Origin of the sequence: Corynebacterium sp. (assembly GCF_022712195.1) — a bacterium.
Lineage (GTDB): Bacteria > Actinomycetota > Actinomycetes > Mycobacteriales > Mycobacteriaceae > Corynebacterium.
Map to the genome: position 1 here is coordinate 1 of NZ_JALAGY010000040.1, position 6,419 is coordinate 6,419.

The window sequence follows — 6,419 nt, forward strand, 5'->3', positions numbered from 1 at the left end:
CGGGGGAGGAGGAGGGGTTGGTGTTGGTCATGGGTGTGATCCTTGTCTGTCGGTTTGTCAGTGGTGCTGGGCGGCGAGATCACAGCTGATGGCCCGGGCCGCGGCCAGCAGGGGCGGGATGATCTCGCGGTGCAGGTCGTCGATGCCGTAGACCTCGGTCCTGGTCGAGACGTTCACCGCGGCGACGGCCCGTCCGTCCGGTCCGACGACCGGTGCCGCCACCGACCGTAGGCCGATCTCGAGCTCCTGGTCGACCAGGGACCAGCCCTGGTCGCGCACGGTCTGCAGTTCGGCCCGCAGCTGGCCGACGGAGGTGCAGGTCCTCGGGGTCAACGGTTCCAGTTCCACCGTCGAGAGGTAGTGGTCGAGGTCGGCGGGGTTGAGGTCGGCGAGCAGCACCCGCCCCATCGACGTGGCGTAGGCGGGGAAGCGGGTGCCGATGGTGATCGACACGGCCATGATCCGGCGCACCGGGACGCGGCTGACGTAGACCACGTCGTTGCCCTCGAGGACGGACATGGAACTCGACTCGTCGATCCCCCGTGAGAGTTCCTCCAGGCGGGGCTGCCCGATGTCCGGAAGTGACAGCGAGGAGAGGTAGCTGTGGCCGAGCTCCAGCACCCGGGAGGTCAGCCAGAACTGTGTGCCGTCGGTGCTGGCGTAGTCCATGGAGACCAGGGTGTGCAGGAACCGCCGTGCCGTGGCACGGGCGAGGCCGGTGCGCTCGGCGACCTGGGCCAGGGTGAGTTGAGGGTTGTCGCCGTCGAAGCAGCGGATCACCGCGAGCCCGCGTACGAATGACTGGACCTGTCCGCCGGGGCCGCCTGTTCCGCGGGGATTGTCTGTCTGTGTCACCGGAGCACTCCTGTCGTCCGTTCATGCAGCGAACATTTGTCCATTGCGCGAACTCCAGTGTACAGTTTTCCATATGCTTGACAAAACATTCAGCACAGCAGACGAGGCGGTGGCGGACCTCTTCGACGGTGCGTCTGTCGCAGTCGGCGGATTCGGCCTGGTAGGCATCCCGTCGGTACTCATCGACGCCGTCCGAAAACTCGGGGTCGGGGAGCTCACGATCATCTCCAACAACTGCGGCACCGACGGCTTCGGTCTCGGCACGCTCCTGGAGGACCGCCGCGTCGCCCGGACGATCGGCTCCTACATCGGGTCGAACCGCATCTACGCCCAGCAGTACCTCAGCGGTGACCTCTCGGTGGAGTTCACCCCGCAGGGAACCCTCGCCGAGCGTATGCGTGCCGGCGGGGCGGGGATCCCGGCGTTCTATACCAAGGCCGGGGTCGGTACCGAGCTGGCCACCGGTGGGCTGCCGGTGCGCTACAACGCGGACGGGTCGGTCGCCGAGTTCTCCGAGCCCAAGGAGACCCGGACCTTCGACGGGGAGGACTACATCCTCGAGAAGGCAATCAGGGCCGACGTGGGCCTGGTCCACGCGCACAAGGCCGACCGCCAGGGCAACCTCGTCTTCCGCGAGACCGCGCAGAACTTCAACCCGGAGGCGGCCAAGTGTGCCCGGGTGGCGATCGCGCAGGTCGAGCACCTCGTCGACCGCCTGGACCCGGACGAGGTCCACCTGCCCGGAATCTACGTCGACCGTGTGGTGCACGTCGGGCCGCAGGAGACCGGCATCGAGAACAGGACGACCCGGCCCGGTTCAGGGTCCGGCGAGAAGAAGGGGGCCTGAGACCATGGCAGAGAACACAGGCTGGAACCGTGAGCAGATGGCGGCCCGCGTCGCCGCGGAGCTGGAGGACGGACAGTACGTCAACCTGGGCATCGGCATGCCCACGCTGGTGCCGGGATTCCTCCCCGAGGGGATCGACGTCATCCTGCACTCGGAAAACGGGGTGCTCGGTGTCGGCCCGTACCCCACCGAGGGCGAGGTCGACCCGGAACTGATCAACGCCGGCAAGGAGACCATCACCGTCAACGAGGGTGCCAGCTTCTTCAGTTCCTCGGAGTCCTTCGGCATGATCCGCTCGCGGTCGGTGGACGTGGCCGTGCTGGGGGCCATGGAGATCTCCCGCTACGGTGACCTCGCCAACTGGATGGTCCCCGGCAAGCTGGTCCGCGGCATGGGCGGGGCGATGGACCTGGTCCACGGCGCGCAGAAGATCATCGTGATGACCGACCACGTGACCAAGAAGGGGGAGCCGAAGATCGTCGAGCAGTGCTCTCTTCCCCTCACCGGGGCCAGGTGTGTCGACCTGATCGTCTCCTCCCACGGTGTCTTCGAGGTGGACCCGGACAACGGGCTGACCCTGGTCGAGTGCGCCGACGGTGTCACCGTCGACGAGCTGCGGGAGATCACCGCGGCACCGTTCGCCGTGCGCTGACACCCCGGCCGTCGCCTCCGCCACCGTGCGGCGCTCGGGAGTATGATGGGCCGGACGCGTAACCCACGAATTGCCGACACGTTTCCCAGGAGAGTTCGTCCCACATGCCATCGATGCAGGAAAGCGCCGAACTGCTCAAGTGTTCGTTCTGCGGAAAGAGCCAGAAGCAGGTCCGTAAGCTCATCGCAGGCTCAGGTGTGTACATCTGCGACGAGTGCATCGAACTCTGCAACGAGATCATCGAAGAGGAGCTCGCCGCAGGTGTGTCGTCGTCCGGAGACTCGGCCGACCTGCCGCACCCGGCGGCCATCACGGGTTTCCTCGACGAGTACGTCATCGGCCAGGACGACGCCAAGCGCACCCTGGCGGTGGCCGTGTACAACCACTACAAGCGCATCCGGGCGGAGTCCGACGACGCCACCGCCCGCCGCAGCGACGACGCCGTCGAGCTGACCAAGTCCAACATCCTCATGCTGGGGCCCACCGGCTCGGGGAAGACCTACCTGGCGCAGTCGCTGGCCAGGATGCTTGACGTGCCCTTCGCCATCGCCGACGCCACCAGCCTCACCGAGGCCGGCTATGTCGGCGAGGACGTCGAGAACATCCTGCTCAAACTGCTGCAGGCCGCCGACTTCGACGTGGCCAAGGCGCAGCAGGGCATCATCTACGTCGACGAGGTGGACAAGATCTCCCGCAAGTCGGAGAGCCCCTCGATCACCCGCGACGTCTCCGGCGAGGGTGTGCAGCAGGCGCTGCTGAAGATCCTCGAGGGCACGGTCGCCGCCGTCCCGCCGCAGGGGGGACGCAAGCACCCGAACCAGGAGCTCATCCAGTTCGACACGAAGAACGTGCTGTTCATCGTCTCGGGGGCCTTCGCCGGGCTCGAGAAGGTCATCGCCGAGCGCCGCGGACGCAAGGGTGTGGGCTTCGGCTCGGAGATCCGCGGCAAGTCGGACGAGGACCCGGATCCGTTCCGTTTCGTCGAGCCGGAGGACATGGTCAAGTTCGGCCTGATCCCCGAGCTCATCGGCCGACTGCCCGTGATCACCCACGTCGGCCACCTCGACGAGGACGCGCTGGTGCGTATCCTCACCGAGCCGAAGAACTCCCTGGTGCGCCAGTATCAGCGACTCTTCGAGATGGACGGGGTGCAGCTCACCTTCGAGGACGAGGCCCTGCGCGGTATCGCCCGCAAGGCTCTCGAGCGGGAGACCGGGGCCCGCGGCCTGCGCTCGATCGTGGAGAACATCCTGCTGCCGGTGATGTACTCCATCCCCGACGACAAGGACACCGGTGAGGTCGTCATCACCGGTGGCTGTGTGGAGGACGGGGAGGAGCCGCAGCTGCTCACCCACGAAGAGGTCGCCGAGCGCGACCGTCGCAGCGCCTGACCGGCCGGCGGCGTCAGTCGTCGTACAGGGCGGCGATGTGGTCGTCCACGGTGCCGTCGTCGTCCGGGTCGTCCAGATCGTCCAGGTCGCTGAAGTCGTCAAGGTTACCCAGGTTACCGAGGTTACCGAGGTTCTCGAGCCCCTCGGCGCCGTCCCGGGCCCCGGAGAAGTCCGGGAGGTCCTCGGGCCGGTAGGTCACGACCTCCTCGACCGAACCACCGTCACCGGCGGTGTACAGCGAGGCGGACACGGACGACGGCGTCGTCGTGGTCGGCGCGGCATGGGTGTAGGAGCTGCCCTGGGTCGTCGGCATCGACGTGGTCAGGAACGCCAGCACCGTGTCGCAGGCCAGCTTCTCCAGCCCGTCCACGGTCGCGGCATGGTCCATGTCCGTGCCGTAGAGCAGCTGGAACATCGTCCCCTGCGAGGCGGGGAAGCAGCACAGCGACGTGATCAGCACGTAGACGTCCTCGGCGGAGATCCCGGGCCGGAAGGCGCCGTAGTCCTGGCCACGCATCAGCACCCGGTCGATCTGCAGCACCACCGGAGAGGACTCCAGGACGTCGGAGCGTCCCTCCAGGTGGCTGCGGGACATCACGTTCTCCGCGACGATCAGCCGCACCGCGTCCGGGTTGGCCCGGTGGCGGCGGTAGGCGGTGCGCACCAGCGAGCGCACGGCCTCGGCCGGGACCAGGCGCTCGACGTCCAGGTCCTCCGGACGCGGCCACAGACGGCGGAAGGAGTACCGGACCGCCTCGTCGTACAGGGCGCCGGTGTCCCGCAGCAGGGGGTGGGCCGGGGACACCCCGGCACCCACCGCGATGTCGCGGGTGTCGGCGGACAGACCCGAGCGCACCAGTTCAGGGATGGCGGTGTCCAGGATCAGCTGGTACTCGTCCGGAGGGCAGTCGTAGCGCCGGTGACTGCCTGGCAGGTCGGCGGGATCGGTGGTCACAAGGGCACTCCTGGCCTGGTCGCTGGTTCCTCCCCGGGTGCGGTCTCGGGGGTGGGAGGGGTCGGTACGAGTACACACCCGTGGGGGCTGCCCGAAGGCTCGGCGGGCGGATGCCGCCTGGGAGTACCCATGCTAAGCCCTTACAACGCATGAGAAGCGCTCAACGTTCTCACTCCCCACCAATGAGGGGGCCCCGGAAAAGGGGGAGGGGGCGGCGTCAGGGGAAGACGTTTACATTGGGGGACACCGACCCCGTGCCGGTCCGGCACGGAAGAACCCCAACCAGGAACGAGGTCGAGCACCATGTCGACACCCACCGCACCCGTCACCGTCACCGTCACCGGAGCCGCCGGTCAGATCGCCTATTCGCTGCTGTTCCGTATCGCCGCCGGGGACGCCTTCGGCGACCGGCCGGTGGCCCTGCGCCTGCTGGAGATCCCGGACGCCCGACGCGCGGCCGAGGGGGTGGCGATGGAGCTGTCCGACTCGGCGTTCCCGCTCGTCCACAGCATCACCGTCACCGACGACCAGGACGAGGGGTTCGCCGGCGCCGACGCGGTCTTCCTCGTCGGTGCCAAGCCCCGCGGCAAGGGTGAGGAGCGGTCCGACCTGCTCATCGGCAACGGCAGGATCTTCGGCCCCCAGGGGCGGGCCATCGCGCGGAACGCGTCCCCGGACGTGCGTGTGCTGGTGGTGGGGAACCCCGCCAACACCAACGCCGCGATTCTCGACGCCCACGCGGGGCTGGGGGCAGGGCAGGTCACCGCGATGACCCGGCTGGACCACAACCGGGCCCTCGCCCAGCTCGCCGACAGGCTCGGCGTCCGGACGACGCAGCTGACGAACATGACCGTGTGGGGGAACCACTCGCCGACGCAGTTCCCCGACGTCGCCGAGCTCCGGCTGGACGGCGAGCCGGTCGCGGACTCCCTCGACCGGTCCTGGGTCGACGACGAGCTCATCCCCCGGGTCGCCAAGCGCGGCGGGGAGATCATCGAGGTGCGGGGGTCGTCCTCCGCCGCCTCGGCGGCGTCCTCCGCGGTGGACCACATGCGTGACTGGGTGCGGGGCACCCCGGAGGGGGACTGGGTCTCCGTGGCGCTGCGCTCCGACGGCTCCTACGGCGTCCCCGAGGGCCTGTTCGCCAGCTTCCCCTGCCGCTCGGCGGACGGGACCTGGGAGATCGTCCAGGGCCTGGAGCTCGACGAGCGGCAGCGGGAGCGGATCCGCACCAGCGTGGAGGAACTGGAGTCCGAACGCGATACGGTGCGCGGCGCGGGCATGCTGTGACACAGTGGGTGGATGCTCCGAAGAAATGATCTGAGTCACAGCACTGGCCCGGTCAGTACGGTACGGCCCGTCAACCCGGGCAACGGGGAGTACCGCCCCGGGGTCGTCGACAAGGCCACCGCCCTCTGTGCGCGACTGCTGGGGGCCGTGGCAGGGCGGTTCCCCGCACGGCTGTGGCGGGCCCTCGGCCTGCGTCGCAACCGCGACGGGGACGTCCTCGACCCGGACGTGTGGGCGACGTTGGCGTCACTGAAGCTCGTCAGCTCCCTCGACATCGTCGACGTGCCCGCCGTGCACTCCCGGCGGATCGTGGAACGCGAGGCGACCCTGGCGTCCGGCCGGGTCCCGGTGGCGGCGGTGACCGACAGCAGCATCGCCAGGGTGCCGGTGCGGGTGTACCTTGACCGCCCGTCCGAACCCGCCGACCCC

General features: G+C 68.7%; 6 protein-coding genes and 1 pseudogene. 5 read left to right on the forward strand and 2 right to left on the reverse strand.

All coding sequences use genetic code 11. The features are described 5' to 3' along the window. Window positions 1–57: 57 nt before the first annotated feature. A complete protein-coding gene (locus tag Q0A34_RS05285) occupies window positions 58–855 on the reverse strand; it encodes an IclR family transcriptional regulator C-terminal domain-containing protein (RefSeq protein ID WP_291478967.1) in 798 nt (265 codons plus the stop codon). A 73-nt stretch (window positions 856–928) separates the two neighbouring features. Between Q0A34_RS05285 and Q0A34_RS05290 the strand changes: the two genes are divergently transcribed. The 3 genes from Q0A34_RS05290 (at window position 929) to clpX (ending at window position 3,745) form a co-directional block, all read left to right on the forward strand. Further along, entirely contained in the window at window positions 929–1,702 is a 774-nt protein-coding gene (locus Q0A34_RS05290; protein WP_291478968.1) for a CoA transferase subunit A, read from the forward strand. 4 nt (window positions 1,703–1,706) lie between these two features. Further along, window positions 1,707–2,354, forward strand: a complete 648-nt coding sequence (locus Q0A34_RS05295) for a 3-oxoacid CoA-transferase subunit B (RefSeq protein WP_291478969.1) — start codon at window positions 1,707–1,709, stop codon at window positions 2,352–2,354. Between the two features lie 113 nt (window positions 2,355–2,467). After that, window positions 2,468–3,745: an ATP-dependent Clp protease ATP-binding subunit ClpX gene (clpX, locus tag Q0A34_RS05300; RefSeq protein WP_291478972.1), complete on the forward strand. Its 1,278-nt coding sequence runs from the start codon at window positions 2,468–2,470 to the stop codon at window positions 3,743–3,745. 13 nt (window positions 3,746–3,758) lie between these two features. On the opposite strand, the gene Q0A34_RS05305 is transcribed toward clpX, so the two are convergent. After that, window positions 3,759–4,700, reverse strand: coding sequence for a TetR family transcriptional regulator (locus tag Q0A34_RS05305; protein ID WP_291478970.1), 942 nt, complete (start codon window positions 4,698–4,700; stop codon window positions 3,759–3,761). A gap of 303 nt (window positions 4,701–5,003) precedes the next feature. Between Q0A34_RS05305 and Q0A34_RS05310 the strand changes: the two genes are divergently transcribed. Together Q0A34_RS05310 and Q0A34_RS05315 are read left to right on the forward strand one after the other, a co-directional pair. Further along, window positions 5,004–5,990, forward strand: coding sequence for a malate dehydrogenase (locus Q0A34_RS05310; RefSeq protein WP_291478971.1), 987 nt, complete (start codon window positions 5,004–5,006; stop codon window positions 5,988–5,990). A gap of 12 nt (window positions 5,991–6,002) precedes the next feature. Continuing rightward, window positions 6,003–6,419, forward strand: a pseudogene (locus tag Q0A34_RS05315) (hypothetical protein); the annotation flags it as partial.